Genomic DNA, 12,869 nt, shown 5'->3' with positions numbered 1-12,869 from the left:
GAATCAGTGTTCGGCCAGCAGGCACGCGACGCGCTCGTCAAGCACGCGCGTGTAGTCGCCGGTGGCGATGTCGTGGAAGACGTCGGCGAGGATCTCGTACTGGGCCACGCGCTCGGAGACGATGCCCTTGATCTTGTTGCCGACCGGGTAAAAGAACAGGTTCGCGAGGCCGACGCCGTACACGGTCGACACGAATGCGACCGCGATGCCGGCGCCCAGCTTGGACGGATCGGACAGGTTTTCCATCACGTGGATCAGGCCCAGCACGGCGCCGAGGATGCCGACGGTGGGCGCATAGCCGGCCGCCGATTCCCAGATGCGTGCCGCCTGGCGTTCGCGGAATTCGTAGTTGTTGATTTCCGTGTGCATCAGGCTGCGCAGCTTGTCCGGCTGGATGCCGTCGACGACGAGGCGCAGGCCCTTCTGGATGAACGGATCGGCCTTGGCCATGTACTGCTCGAGCGACAGCAGGCCGTCGCGCCGCGCGGACAGGCTCCACAAATGGATTTCGCGGGCCAGCGCCTGGCGCCGGTCGGGCGGGGTCACGAACACCCAGCGCAGCATGCGCACGCCGCGCACGAAGGCTTGCGACTTCGTCTGCAGCAACACGGCGCCGAACGTACCGACGACGACGATGGCGAAGGCGGCGGGCTGAAACAGCGAGGAAAACTTGCCGCCGTCGAGCGTGTGCCCGACGAAGATCCCGGCCAGCGCCAGGGCGAGACCGAGCAGGCTGGTCAGGTCCACGAACGCTCCCGCAGATACGTGCGCAGGCGCGCCACGGCCTGGGTGTGCAGCTGCGAGACGCGCGATTCCGACACGCCCATCACGGCGCCGATTTCCTTGAGGTTGAGTTCTTCTTCATAGTACAGGCCCATCAGCATCTTCTCGCGCGGCGGCAGCGCGTCGATGGCGTCGATGACGGTCTGGCGGAAGTCCGTGTCGAGCAGGCTCTTCAGCGGATCGGCGTCGTCCACGGCATGCCGGTCGAGGAAGCTGTCGCCGCCTTCGTCGTCGTGGAAGTCTTCGTAGTACACGAGCTGGTGGCCGCCGGAATCGCCCAGCAGGTCCTGGTAATCGGCGAGCGACAGCTTGAGCGACTTCGCCACTTCGGATTCGCTGGGCGGGCGCCCCAGTTGCTGTTGCAGCGCGGCCATGGCCGACTCGACCTTGCGCATGTTGGCGCGCGTGGAACGCGGCATCCAGTCGCTGCTGCGCAGCTCGTCCAGCATCGCGCCGCGGATGCGCAGCACCGCATACGTCTCGAACTGCGCGCCGTGATTCTCCTCGTAGCGGTTGATCGCATCGAGGAGGCCCATCATGCCTGCCTGTACCAGGTCATCGACTTCGACGGACGGCGGGAGCTTGGCCTTCATCTGGTGGGCGAGACGCTTCACCAACGGCGCGTGCTCCGTCAGCAAAGAATTCTTGTCCGCTTTCCCTTTGACCGTGTACATGGTTTCTGTAATTAATTATTCTTCGCCGCGTCAGGCGGCCCGTCCCTGCTGCACGCCGGTCCGCGCAAAGCGCCCGGCCAGGCGGCGGAAAGCCACCGAAGCGCCGGCCAGCGGGAATGCGTCGACCACGGCGCGCCCGAGGCGCGCGGCGCGGTGCAGGTACTCGTCCGCCGGCACGGAGCCCATGGAGCTCAGCGTTACCGCCAAGTAACGAGTTGCCGCAGATGACATATTATCGTATACCACCTTCGCCTCGGCTTCGGTAGCGCCCGTGACCAGGATACCGAACGGACGACGCCCCAGATGCTGCGACAGGCGCTTGATCAGCGCATAGGCATTCGTGATCGACGCGGCGCTCGTCGACACCTGCACGACGATCTCGGACGAGTCCATGATCGGCACGGGGAACGTGCCATCTTCCGAAAACTCGCCGTCGACCATGATGATGCTGCCGGCCTGCTTGACGAGCACGTCGAACGTCTTGGCCAGGCGCCGCGCCTCGTCCGCGCTGGACGGTGCCGTGCGCGCCATCGTGGCGACCGAAAAGCCCTGCGGCACGGGGTGAATGACCTGGTTCAGCGCGCATTCCTGGCGCGCCACCTGCAGGAGGCTCGGGCCGCGATCGACGCCGAGGCGCTGGGCGACGCCGTACTCGCGCATGCAGGCGTCGACGATCATCACGTCATTGCCGGACTGGGCCAGCGAAGCGCCCAGGTTGACGAGCATGGCGCCCTTGTCGTCCTGGGGCGTGGCGGAGAGGAAGGTCACGATGCGCGGCTTGGGGCCGGCCAGCATCCGGCGCAGGCCCTCCGCCTGGTCGAAGTCGAAACTAGCCAACGTACACCTCGCGCAGCGAACGGTCGTTGTTCAGGTTGCCGAGGCCGGCCATCATCAGCGGCAGGTCGGCGTCGGCGAACTGGGCGGCGGCGTCGCGCTTGGTGCGGAAGGCGCGGTCGACCAGCATCGCGCGGTCGGCCAGGTGCAGGTCTTCCGGCACGCGCTGGCCGTTCGAGATGTAGTACAGGTTCAGCTTCTGGCGCACGAGCACGTCCAGCACGTTGCCAATCGATGCGGCTTCGTCCATCTTGGTCATGATGCAGCCGGCCAGGCCCGAGCCCTGGTAGGCGCGCACGACTTCGTTCAGCGTCTCGTTGGTCGACGTCGCGTTCAGGCACAGCAGGCGCTTCACGTCGGCGCCGGACTCCGTCAGCATCGCGACCTGCTCCGTCACCATCTGGTCGCGCTGCGACATGCCGATCGTGTCGATCAGCACGGTGTGCTTGTTGCGCAGTTCTTTCAGGGCGATGCGCAGGTCGGCCTCGTCCTTCACCGAGTGCACCATCACGCCCAGGATCTTGCCGTAGATGCGCAGCTGCTCGTGGCCGCCGATACGGTAGGCGTCCGTCGTGATCAGCGCCAGCTTTTCCGGGCCATGGCGCATCACGCAGCGTGCCGCCAGCTTGGCGGTGGTCGTCGTCTTGCCGACGCCGGTCGGGCCGACCAGCGCGAACACGCCGCCGCGGTCGAGGATCGCATCCTCGTCAGCCATCGTCGTGATGTTGCGTGCCAGGACAGTCTTGACCCAACGCAGCGACTCGGCGGCATCCTTGCCGGCCGGCAGCTTGTCGATCAGGTAGCGCGACAGGCTCGCCGAAAAGCCGGCGGCCAGCATCTCGCGCAGCACGGCGGCCTTCTGCGGCTCGCGCTGCTGGGTGGTGCCCCACGACAGTTCGGCCAGCTGCGATTCCATCATGCCGCGCATGGCGCGGATCTCGTTCATCATGCCGTGCATTTCGGCGGCGGCGGATTCCTTGGCCTGGGCGATCGCGGCCGACATCATCGCGGTCATCGCGGCCATGTCGAAGGCCGGCGCTTCCGGCTGCGGGGCGCGGCGGTTGGCGTAGGTCGGCGGCACGGCCGGTGCGGCCGACTCGTCCATGCCATACAGGGAATCCAGCGACGGGTTCAGCGGCTGGCGCTCCAGCGGCTGGCGGGCAGCGGGGGCTTCCTGGAAAGCGCGCGGGGCCGGACGGGCAGCCGGACGCGGCGCCGGTGCCGGTGCCGGCTCCAGGTCGTCGAACGACGGCTCCTGCATGCGCAGGTTCGGGCGCGGCGCGGCCATTTCCGATTCCGGTGCCGGTGAGGCCAGCGAAGCGACGTCGTCGTTGTCCAGCGCCAGGATTTCCACCACGCCGTCGACCGGGCGGTTCGACAGGATGACCGCGTCCGGTCCCAGGGCCTCGCGCACTTTGCGCAGGGCCTCGCGGGAAGTCGCCGCTGTAAATTTCTTCACGTTCATCTTGATTTCTCCGCTCTTGCAGGCTTCTGTCGTTGTCGCTATCGGGGTAAAGAGCACAGAGCCCTTTTGTTAGATAGGATTATTGACGATGCCAGTGGGAAACCATCACGGGAAAAGGAAGGGGAAAAAGGCCTATTTCCTCACGGCAGCTATTTACCCCCACCGGATGTAGCGGTTACGCCGCACCCACGAGGCTGGTCACCCGGATCGTCTTCGATTCCGGAATCTCGGAATGCGACAACACTTTCAGCTGCGGCAATGCACGACGCAGGAAGCGCGATAACAGCGTGCGTAGCGGGCCCGGCACGAGCAGTACCGGCGTCAGCCCCATCGCTTCTTGCTGCTGAGCAGCATTGGCCGCCTGCTGGACGATCGTGTCGGCCAGGCCCGGCTCGATGCCCGTACCGTCGCCGCCCGCGTTCAGGGCCTGCACGAGCAGGCGCTCGAGGCGGTTGTCCAGGGTCATCACGGACAATTCGTTTGTGCCCGGGAACAGTTGCTGCACGATGGCGCGGCCCAGCGCCACGCGGACCAGTGCCGTCAGGTCGTTCGGATCCTGCGTACTGCCCGCATGCTCGGACAGCGTCTCGATGATCGTGCGCATGTCGCGGATGTGCACGCCTTCCTGCAGCAAGTTCTGCAGCACTTTCTGCAAGGTCGACAGCGACACGATCTTTGGCACCAGGTCCTCGACCAGTTTCGGTGCATCCTTGGCCAGGTGGTCCAGCAGGGCCTGCACTTCCATGCGGCCCAGCAGTTCCGACGCATGCGTCGTGATCAGGTGGTTCAGGTGCGTGGCGATGACCGTGCCGGCGTCGACGACCGTATAGCCCATGCTCTGCGCATCGTCCTTCAGCGCGGCGTCGATCCAGACGGCCGGGAGGCCGAACGCGGGATCCGTCGTCACGAGGCCCGGCAGTGTACCGCTGGCCATGCCCGGGTTGATCGCCAGGTACTGTCCGTTCATCGCCTCGCCGCTGCCCACTTCGACGCCCTTCAGCGTGATGCGGTAGGCCGACGGTTTCAGCTCCAGGTTGTCGCGGATGTGCACGGGCGGCGCCAGGAAGCCGACTTCCTGCGCGAACTTCTTGCGGATGCCCTTGATGCGCTTGAGCAGCTCGCCGTTCTGCGTCTTGTCGACGAGCGGGATCAGGCGGTAGCCCACTTCCAGGCCGAGCGTGTCGACCGGCATGACATCCTGCCAGCTCGCCTCTTCCTGCTCGGCGGGCGTGGTCGCCGCCGCCCCGCCGCCGCCGGGCGTGCCCGCCGGCCCCGCACCACCGGCACCGCCCTGCAACTCCTCCGGCGGCATGTTCTTGCGCCGCTTTTCGAGCAGATAGCCGCCACCGAACAGCGTGCTGCCCAGCAGCAGGAACACGAGGTTCGGCATGCCCGGGATCAGGCCCATGCCGCCGATGATGCCGCCCGTGATGTACATGACTTCCGGTTTCGCGAACAGCTGGCCGACGACCTGGGAACCCACGTCCTTGTCGCTGGCCACGCGCGAGACGACCATACCGGCCGCGATCGAGATGATCAGCGACGGGATCTGCGCGACGAGGCCGTCGCCGATGGCCAGCAGCGTGTAGTTCTTGATGGCGTCGCCGAAGGCCATGTCGTGCTGGACCATACCGACGATCAGGCCGCCGACGACGTTGATCACGGTGACCAGGATGCCGGCCACGGCGTCGCCGCGAACGTACTTCGACGCACCGTCCATTGCGCCGTAGAACTCGGCTTCCATCGACACTTCGGAGCGGCGGCGCTTGGCGTCCTGTTCGCCGATCAGGCCGGCGTTCAGGTCGGCGTCGATCGCCATCTGCTTGCCGGGCATCGCGTCCAGGGCGAAGCGTGCGCCCACCTCGGCGATACGGCCCGCGCCCTTGGTGACGACGGTGAAGTTGATGATGGTGAGAATGATGAAGACGACGAGACCGACCGTGTAGTTGCCGCCGATCAGGAAGTGGCCGAACGCTTCGATCACCTTGCCGGCCGCGGCGCCGCCCGTGTGGCCCTCGGTCAGCACGACGCGCGTGGACGCCACGTTCAGCGACAGGCGCAGCATGGTCGTCACGAGCAGCACGGCCGGGAAGGCCATGAAATCGAGCGGCTTGACCGTGTACAACGCCGTCAGCAGCACGATCACGGACATCGCGATGTTAAAGCTGAAGAACAGGTCGAGCGCGAATGCCGGCAACGGCAGGATCATCATTGCCAGCAGCAGGATGATCAGGATCGGCGCGGCCAGCGCGTTACCGCGGGCACCGATCTTTTGCAGCCAGCCAGGCAGTCTGAAACCGTTCATGCGTACTCCATCATTCAGGGATACGCCATTATTCCTGATGCCTGACGGAAACTATGCAGGAAGGAGACGGGAAAAACCGCCGTATTTCAATGACGTGGTTCGTCCGGCTTCTGCGACGCGGGGTTGAACGGGTCCATCTCCGGCGGGACCGGCAGTTTCTTCGGACGGTCCGGATACTGGTCGAGCGTCCCCTTGCTGTAGGCGCGCAGCTGGTAGACGTAGGCCAGCACTTCGGCCACGGCCGAGTACAGGGCTTCCGGAATCTCGTCGTCGATCTCCGTGTGCTTGTACAGCGCACGGGCGAGCGCCGGCGCTTCCAGCATCGCGACCTTGTTTTCCTTCGCGATCTCGCGGATCTTCGCCGCGACCTCGTCCGTACCCTTGGCCACGACGCGCGGCGCGCCCCGCTGCCCGTCCGCGTACTTCAGGGCGACGGCGAAGTGGGTCGGGTTGGTCACGACCACGTCGGCGGTCGGGACGTTGGACATCATGCGCTTCTGTGCCATCTCGCGCTGCATCTGGCGGATCTTGCCCTTGATCTGCGGGTTGCCGTCCGATTCCTTCGATTCCTGGATGACTTCCTGGCGCGTCATCTTGAGCTTGTCGGCGTAATGCCACATCTGGTACGGACCATCGAGGATGGCGATGGCGCCCAGCGCGCCGACCATCGTCAGGAACGCCTTGGCGAGCAGGCTGCCCAGGTGCGGCGCGGCCGTGCCGAACGGTTCGGTGACGAGGCCGATCACGGCATCCTTCTGGCTCATCACGACGAACCACGCGACCGCGCCGACGAGCAGCGTCTTGGCGACGGCCTTGAGCAGCTCGACGAGGGCATTGGTCGACACCATGTTGCCCAGGCCGCGCATCGGATTGAGCTTGCCGAAATTGGGCGTGAATGCCTTGGCGCTGAAGTTCCAGCCGCCGATCAGCATGGGCGACGCCAGCATCATGAGCATGACGGCGCCCGCCAGCGGCAGGCAGGCCAGCAGCACGCCGACCACGTCGGCGAGGATGCGCTCGACCAGCACGTTCGGGTTGTAGATCTGCTCGCGGTCGAGCGACAGCCCGCGCTCCAGCACGGCGGACAGCTTGTTGATGAGGCCGCCACCCAGCATCCACAGGCCGGCGCCGGCCGTCATCAGCACGGTGAACGTGGCGACTTCGCGCGAACGGGGAATATCGCCGTCTTCGCGAGCCTGCCTCAGCCGTTTCTCTGATGCTGGTTCGGTCCGTTCTGCGTCGCTGTCTTCTGCCATCCGAAGTTCCTGTCGTTAACGCCTGCCCAGGCAAAACGCCATTATGGCTCGTTTTGCCTCGAGGCCATACAGGGAACAGGGAACAAAAAATACGCCAAATGCGGGCAACGTCACACGACTCCTTGGCACCTGTCATGGATAGGCGAATTGGCGGGCTCGGCGAACACCAAGCTTGCGGAAAGACGAGTAAGAGGAAGAACCGTTTTTCGATACTGATTCCGAGGCCGCTCAGCAATTTCTTATTCGAAAACACCATGCACACGCCCGCTACGACACGCCATTACGGCATCAGAGCATTGCTTCTGCTAACCCTGGCAACCGCCATCTCCTGCCGGGCGGACGATGACGTCGCCGATCCGGCGGACGAGCCCCTCATGCGGACATTGAGACTGGATGAGGACACGCCGAAGGCCTTGCGCTGGGATCTCTACTTCTCAGGTTACGCATATCATGACCGTGCCACCTACAGCAAGGCCCAACTGCGCAAGATTAACGAAATGACCTTGGGTGGCGGCTTGGGGAGGAGCCTGCGCGACGAGCGCGGCAATGAGTCCGCCATCTTTGTGCTGGGCATCCGCGATTCGAACGAGCGGCCGCAATGGATGGCCGGCTACGCGTACCAGTGGATGTTCCCGCTGAAGTCGCAGGGCGGCCTGGAGTATGGCATCGGGCTCAGCGCCCTGGTCATTCGGCGCCACGACTGGCATGACGGCCGCCCCTTTCCCGCCGTGCTGCCGATTGCTTCGATTGGCGGCCGCTCGGCACAGTTACTCGCCACTTACGTGCCGCGTCTTGCGATGTTCAAAAAGAAAGGAAACGTGCTGTCGCTGGTGTTGAAGTTTTCGATGTGAAAACGCGAGATCAGACCGCAACCTGCTTCAGGTTGCGTTTGCGCAGATCGACCTTCGGAGCGACAGCGTCGATCTCCAGCGGAGTCGACAAATTTTCCTTGGCGCCCGGCGACTCCGCACCCAGCAGGCTCTGGAAATCGCGGCCGTAGAACGCACCGTTCAACTGGGTCTGGCTGATCATGTATGCGCGGAAACGGCGCCACAGGCTGCGGTCGAATGCCGGCGCCGCAGTCCAAAACTGGTTCAGATCGCCTTGGTAGGTCAAGCCTTCCATATCGTACATCGCGCGCCCCATCACCTTCAGGGGTTTGTCGTGATACAGCGCCGAGAGGCCGACGGTGCTGTTGATCGTCACCACGCCGCGCGAACGGCGCAGCAGCGTCGGCAGGTGCACGTCGTGCACGTAATGCACTCGGCCGGTGATACCGAGCTCGTCGCACAGGGTATTCAGCAGCCGGCGATAGTCGCGCTGGCCGCGGTCCATCGGGTGATGCTTGAACACGAGATGGTGATCCTCGTGCGCGCTGGCGGCAAACGACGCCACCACTTCGCGGATGAAGTCGCGCACGTCGGCGTAATGGCTATGCGACCTGATCTGGCTGTCGTTGTACACCTGCAGCGCCACGGCGAAGTATTTGCCGTCGTGCTCGCTCAAGATGCGTTCGATCACCGGCTTGTCGCGCCAGCGATTGAGGTGCTTGCGCACCCACGAACGGCACCAGTTGCGCGCCTCGTAGCGCACCGAAAGAATCTTGTGATGCTCGTAATGCGGGTACAACGGCTTAAGAACCCGGCTGCTCGCATAGTAGAACATGGAGGCCCAGGCCGCCCGGCCGAAGCGCGGGTTGGCCGGTTGCGGCCGGGCAAGATCGACATCCGGCAATGCTTGATAAAAAGCGGAACTACGCGGCATCGACGAATAGGCGTTCACGCCACCGCATTCCAGCGTGATGTAGTCGGGGCGCACATAGCCCTCTTCAAACACGAAGAATGGCACGCCAAGCGCATCCGCCACCGGCTTGGCGGCGGCGTGATAGTGGCGGCAGTCGCCGAAGCAGACGATGCCGTCGATGTCGTGCTCGAGCAGGAAGTCACGCAGGAACAGCGGAAACTCGGCCAGTTCGCCCTTGTAGTCGACCGCATCGAGCTTGCGATGGAACAGCCAATCCCCGCCGCTGAAATTTATTTTCTTGACAGCAATATCCTGATCGTTCAACCAGGCGGCGACGCGATTGAAAAATGTTCCCATCGGTCCTTGCAGCATCAGGACACGGGTGCATTGCAGGAGATTGTAATAACCGGGAACGCTGTAATCGCCATTCCGGTAACGCGCCAGTTGGCTGGCGTCAAGACGAGCATTCATGCCAGATTCGCAATAGAACAGTGCAGGTAACCGAACCCATGATTATAATCAACCGGTTTGCTGCGAAACATTGCAAAATGTCACAATCTTGAAAAAAACTGACGCGATGCAACAAAAAAATCTTGAATGTGTCTAACCTGCAACACTAGTACATACCAGGCGATGCTGATCGACAAAGGCACATGCTATCGAGACGCCCTACCTGCCTCGCAGCAACTCAATCAATGCTTTGACCTTGCGCGCCCGACGGCCAACCCAATGACTACCGGCCGACACCTGGGTACCGGCCGCCTGTGCCACCAGGAAATGCATCACCTGCTCCGCGGACGCGAAGCCCTGCCCCCCGGGCAGTACATAACGCGGATAGGTCAGCATCACCGCGAATACCAGCGCATCGAGGTCAACCCGACGCTGGCGCGCGGGCAAGGGATAATGATCGACGGTCAGTCCCCAGCCGGCATAGAACGGCCCCCCGTAGCAATGCACCATGCGCCCGTGCAGGAGTGCTTCGAAGCCGGACAGGGACGTCATGGTGTGAACTTCATCGGCCGCTAGGATGCAGTCGATGATATTGGCATCGTTCACGCACTGATCGGCCAGCGCCGCGAGTTCCTCGGGCGGCACCGCGCCCTGGCGATTACCCGCCACGACGTCCGGATGGGCCTTGTAGAGGATGCAGGCGTCGGGATTGGCTGCGCGCACCGCGCGCAGCAGGTCCAGGTTGCTGCGTACGACCGGCGAGCCGCGCCGGATCGACGCATCGTCCTCGACCTGTCCGGGCACGAGCAGGACCTTGCGTCCGCCGCTGTCGATGTTCAGGCCCGAACGGCTCAGATTGTACTTGCTCAGCTTGAGCTTCACGTAGTCTCGCCGGAAACACCTGGCGCGCTCCAGGTCCCCGACATCGAGCTGCTGGGTCGCGATGATGCGCTCGAGCATGCTTCCCGACGCGGGATCGTAATACATGCCGGACTGGTCCACAACAAGAGATACCGGCCGAAACAGGTCGGAACCCAGGCCAACCGAGCGCAGAAATCCGTCCTCCATCCGCCACACCGGCAGCCGGCGCTGCGCCGCCAGCGCGGCAAGGGCGGCCTCATGCTTGATGCCCCACACCACGATCCGACTGTCCGGCGCCAGTGCGCGCCGGGCCAGCGCCGCGGGCGAGCGCACGAAATGCAGCCGCGATGACGGGCTGGTCAGGAATGGGCGCACGACGGCACGTTTCCACATGCTCATGCCCACGCAGTAGAGCGTGCCCCGTGTCTGGTCGTTCAGCGCCTTGTTGCGCGCCAGCCATTCGATCACGTCGAAAATCGTGCCTGCCTTTCCCGTCAATGGATCGATGTAGCGCGAATAACGCAGATACGCCGCGTCGAACAACTGCTCCACCGTCCGCGGGTGCATGCGACGGGGCCGCACGGTCGCCAACGCCGCGCTGCGGTCGTCGGTCAGGCCCCAGCCCGCATACCACGGCAGCCCGAAGCACACGACGGGCTTGTCCAGCATGAGGGCCTCGAAACCCATTTGCGACGTGACCGCGTACACCTTGTCGACCTGTTCCAGTAGCATCAACGGCGAGACGTCGTCGGCCATGAGGCGGATACGCGGATCGGCGTCGGCCAGCCGCGGCGCGTCCAAGTAGCCGCGCTTTTTCCCGCTCACGACGTCGGGATGGGTCTTGATCCAGATTTCGGCGTCGGGGTTTTCCGCCAGCGCGGCACGCAGCATGGCGGCAAATACGTCTGCATCGGCGCCGCCCAGGCGCACCGACACGTCGCCCAGGGTCTGGTCGATGACGAGCACACGCGTCTGGCGTCCGGGCGCGAGCGGCGGCAGCGCCAGTTCGGGCGCATGGTTGTACTTCGACAAGCGATGACGCCGGATCAGCCCGATCGCGCGGCGCGCCTGTGCCAGTGCATCTGGCTCCGGATCGGACGACGCAATCAATGCTTCCAGGCGCGAAGGCCGGGTAGCATCGTAGTAAATGCCGAGGTCGTCGACGACCAGCGCCAACGGCGGATGCCCGTCGACGCCCAGGCCGCACGAGCGCAGGAAGCCGTCCTCCAGGCGCAGCAAAGGCTCGTTCGAGCGCACGGCATACCAGGCCGTGCGGCGCGCGCTCGGCTTGGCGCCCCAGCACAGCCATGCGCCCTGCTCGGCGGAACGCGAAGGCAGCAGTGCGACCTTGATCGGGCGATCCAGGAACCTTGCCAGATGGGCCTGGCGCCACAGACCATGGTTCCAGATGGGTATGCGAACGGCGGAATGGGTCATCGTCGTCCTATCACGGCCATGATTTCGTCGAGACGATGCGCCCAGGTATGCTCGCGAAGAACGTACTCGGCACCGGCCCGGGCCCGCTCGAGATCCTGCGCGTCGGGACCGTGCCGGAGGCGGTCGAACAGTTCGTGCGCCTCGTCGGCTGTGTGCAGGACATGGCAATAATCCTGGAAATAGCGGGTTACCGCCGGACTCGGATTGGTCACGGCGATGCCGCCGCAAGCCAGGATTTCCACCAGGCGGCGCGAAAACATTGTTGCCGAATCTTCGATGGTGTTGACGTTCAGCGAGACCAGGTAGTCCTTGTAGATCTGCGCCGTCTGGGCGTGGATCACGGCGGGCAATACCTCGAAATTGGGCAGTTGCGGATAACGGTAATGGGCCGCCTTGCGACCGGAATTGCGGTCCACCGCCGTCACGCCCAGACCGGTCTGCGTAGCCACGCCGAAGAACATGTCCTGCCAGCAGCGGCGGCGGTCGTGAATGTGGTGGCTGTAGCTGCCCACGAAATTGCTGCGCATGTATTTGAAATCGAATCCAGTAAAGCTGTGCGTATCCGGCTGGACCGCAAACAGCAACGTATCGACCGTGGCCTCGGGCGCCAGCACGGCGCGGTAGCGCGCGACGCAGTTCTCATCGACCGTGAACACATGATCGAACAGGCGCGCACTGTCGATGAACCGGTCGAAATGCACGCCGTCTTCCTTGTTCCAGAACACAGTCGGGATACCCGCGTCGCGCGCACGGGTGACCAGTTCGGCGAGGGTGACGTTGGAACGCCGGGGATGATCCGGGTAGGCTGCGATGCGAAACTTCCACTTGTTCGCATGGCCCTGCCACGCGGACTCCACCAGCAACAGGTCGGGCCGGCCATACTTGAGCGCGAATTTATGATTGCGGGGCGTAACCGTGATGACGTCGCACTCCGCCTCGAGGCTGGACTGCGTCAATGCGTCCGATACCAGGGCGATGCGTGGCCGGCTGGCGCCTGGGCGCCGCGCTGCATGCAATTCTTTTAATAACCTCATCATCTCATACATTCCTTCGCCGCCATC

10 protein-coding genes are annotated in these 12,869 nt (G+C 64.1%); 1 reads left to right on the top strand and 9 read right to left on the bottom strand.

All coding sequences use genetic code 11. From position 1 onward, the window contains the following. Positions 1 to 3: 3 nt before the first annotated feature. From P0M04_RS15120 to flhB, 6 genes are all read right to left on the bottom strand, one after another. The gene (locus tag P0M04_RS15120) at positions 4 to 747 is read right to left on the bottom strand and encodes a flagellar motor protein (protein WP_259450064.1); all 744 of its coding nucleotides are present in this window, start codon (positions 745 to 747) and stop codon (positions 4 to 6) included. After that, entirely contained in the window at positions 738 to 1,457 is a 720-nt protein-coding gene (locus P0M04_RS15115) for an RNA polymerase sigma factor FliA (protein ID WP_259450063.1), read from the bottom strand. The genes P0M04_RS15120 and P0M04_RS15115 overlap by 10 nt, the downstream gene beginning before the upstream one ends. 30 nt (positions 1,458 to 1,487) lie before the next feature. Then, a complete protein-coding gene (locus P0M04_RS15110) occupies positions 1,488 to 2,294 on the bottom strand; it encodes a MinD/ParA family ATP-binding protein (RefSeq protein ID WP_259450062.1) in 807 nt (268 codons plus the stop codon). Then, on the bottom strand, positions 2,287 to 3,756 hold the full coding sequence (gene flhF / locus P0M04_RS15105; protein ID WP_259450061.1) for a flagellar biosynthesis GTPase FlhF: 1,470 nt from the start codon (positions 3,754 to 3,756) through the stop codon (positions 2,287 to 2,289). Before flhF ends, P0M04_RS15110 begins: the two co-directional genes overlap by 8 nt. Before the next feature lie 175 nt (positions 3,757 to 3,931). Further along, positions 3,932 to 6,061 (bottom strand): flagellar biosynthesis protein FlhA, encoded by a 2,130-nt coding sequence (gene flhA / locus P0M04_RS15100; protein WP_259450060.1) that lies wholly within the window; start codon positions 6,059 to 6,061, stop codon positions 3,932 to 3,934. An 86-nt stretch (positions 6,062 to 6,147) separates the two neighbouring features. Further along, positions 6,148 to 7,317, bottom strand: a complete 1,170-nt coding sequence (flhB, locus tag P0M04_RS15095) for a flagellar biosynthesis protein FlhB (RefSeq protein ID WP_259450059.1) — start codon at positions 7,315 to 7,317, stop codon at positions 6,148 to 6,150. Positions 7,318 to 7,571: 254 nt separating this feature from the next. Between flhB and P0M04_RS15090 the strand changes: the two genes are divergently transcribed. After that, entirely contained in the window at positions 7,572 to 8,168 is a 597-nt protein-coding gene (locus tag P0M04_RS15090) for a hypothetical protein (protein WP_259450058.1), read from the top strand. A 10-nt stretch (positions 8,169 to 8,178) separates the two neighbouring features. On the opposite strand, the gene P0M04_RS15085 is transcribed toward P0M04_RS15090, so the two are convergent. The 3 genes from P0M04_RS15085 to P0M04_RS15075 form a co-directional block, all read right to left on the bottom strand. Beyond that, complete coding sequence (locus tag P0M04_RS15085) at positions 8,179 to 9,531, bottom strand: capsule polysaccharide biogenesis protein (RefSeq protein ID WP_259450057.1); 1,353 nt, start codon at positions 9,529 to 9,531, stop codon at positions 8,179 to 8,181. 198 nt (positions 9,532 to 9,729) lie between these two features. Next, positions 9,730 to 11,808, bottom strand: coding sequence for a capsule polysaccharide biogenesis protein (locus P0M04_RS15080; RefSeq protein WP_259450056.1), 2,079 nt, complete (start codon positions 11,806 to 11,808; stop codon positions 9,730 to 9,732). Further along, the gene (locus tag P0M04_RS15075; protein ID WP_259450055.1) at positions 11,805 to 12,854 is read right to left on the bottom strand and encodes a CgeB family protein; all 1,050 of its coding nucleotides are present in this window, start codon (positions 12,852 to 12,854) and stop codon (positions 11,805 to 11,807) included. The genes P0M04_RS15080 and P0M04_RS15075 overlap by 4 nt, the downstream gene beginning before the upstream one ends. Positions 12,855 to 12,869 lie beyond the last annotated feature (15 nt).

The sequence above is a fragment of the Telluria mixta genome, assembly GCF_029223865.1.
GTDB classification, from domain to species: Bacteria; Pseudomonadota; Gammaproteobacteria; order Burkholderiales; family Burkholderiaceae_D; genus Telluria; species Telluria mixta.
The sequence above is the reverse complement of the archived record's forward strand: the minus strand, read 5'-3'. Positions and strand labels throughout refer to the sequence as shown.

Bases quoted from the DNA above. Each gene is read 5' to 3' on its own strand.
- P0M04_RS15080 (WP_259450056.1), bottom strand. From the start codon at position 11,808: ATGACCCATTCCGCCGTTCGCATACCCATCTGGAACCATGGTCTGTGG.
- P0M04_RS15115 (WP_259450063.1), bottom strand. From the start codon at position 1,457: ATGTACACGGTCAAAGGGAAAGCGGACAAGAATTCTTTGCTGACGGAG.
- P0M04_RS15085 (WP_259450057.1), bottom strand. From the start codon at position 9,531: ATGAATGCTCGTCTTGACGCCAGCCAACTGGCGCGTTACCGGAATGGC.
- flhA (WP_259450060.1), bottom strand. From the start codon at position 6,061: ATGAACGGTTTCAGACTGCCTGGCTGGCTGCAAAAGATCGGTGCCCGC.
- flhB (WP_259450059.1), bottom strand. From the start codon at position 7,317: ATGGCAGAAGACAGCGACGCAGAACGGACCGAACCAGCATCAGAGAAA.
- P0M04_RS15090 (WP_259450058.1), top strand. From the start codon at position 7,572: ATGCACACGCCCGCTACGACACGCCATTACGGCATCAGAGCATTGCTT.
- P0M04_RS15075 (WP_259450055.1), bottom strand. From the start codon at position 12,854: ATGTATGAGATGATGAGGTTATTAAAAGAATTGCATGCAGCGCGGCGC.
- flhF (WP_259450061.1), bottom strand. From the start codon at position 3,756: ATGAACGTGAAGAAATTTACAGCGGCGACTTCCCGCGAGGCCCTGCGC.